The organism is Mesorhizobium sp. M7A.F.Ca.CA.002.05.1.1, assembly GCF_003998335.1.
Classification (GTDB): domain Bacteria; phylum Pseudomonadota; class Alphaproteobacteria; order Rhizobiales; family Rhizobiaceae; genus Mesorhizobium.
Window position 1 is genome coordinate 1 of sequence record NZ_RZQI01001412.1, and the last position, 918, is coordinate 918.

At 65.4% G+C, this 918-nt stretch carries 1 protein-coding gene; it reads left to right on the top strand.

Annotated features, from left to right (window positions below; genetic code table 11):
• Positions 1 to 918: RNB domain-containing ribonuclease (locus EN939_RS35975; RefSeq protein ID WP_127272033.1), on the top strand; the 918-nt coding region annotated here is incomplete at both ends.

Consider the following 918-nt stretch of genomic DNA (forward strand, 5'->3'; position numbering starts at 1 on the left):
CGGTGTCTTTCGCATCTGGCAGGACGGCGCCTTCCGCATCGAGCCGGTGGAACGGCGCCAGCCCGAACTGATCGTCGACAAGGAATTCCAGAACGGCGCCAAGAACGGTGACCTGGTGGAGGTCGAGCCGGCGCGGGCTTCCCGCTATGGGCTGCCGAGGGCCAAGGTGCTCAACGTGCTGGGCTCTCTGACCAGCGAAAAGGCGGTCTCGATGATCGCCATCCACGCGCACGACATTCCGCATATCTTCCCGGCCGACGTCATCGCAGAATCCGAAGCGGTCAAGCCGGCGACGCTGGATCACCGCGAGGATTGGCGCGACCTGCCGCTGATCACCATCGATCCGGCCGACGCCAAGGACCATGACGACGCCGTCTTCGCCACGCCGGATCTCGACGAGAAGAACCCCGGCGGCGTGGTTGCCACTGTCGCAATCGCCGACGTCGCCGCCTATGTGCGCTACGGCACGGCGCTCGACCGCGAAGCATTGAAGCGCGGCAATTCGGTCTATTTCCCGGATCGCGTCGTGCCGATGCTGCCCGAGCGCATCTCCAACGATCTCTGCTCGCTGCGGGAGGGCCAGGACCGTCCGGCGCTCGCCGTGCGCATGGTTTTTTCAGCCGAGGGCCGCAAGCTCAGGCACTCCTTCCATCGCGTCATGATGAAGTCGGCGGCAAAGCTCGCCTACCAACAGGCTCAGGCGGCAATCGACGGCGCGCCGGACGACAAGACAGGTCCGATCCTCAAAACCGTGCTGAAGCCACTGTGGGACGCCTATGCGATCCTCAAGCGCGGCCGCGACGGCCGCCAGCCGCTCGAACTCGACCTGCCGGAGCGCAAGATCGTGCTCAAGGCGGACGGCACCGTCGATCGCGTCATCGTGCCGGACCGGCTCGATGCCCATAAGCTCATCGAAGA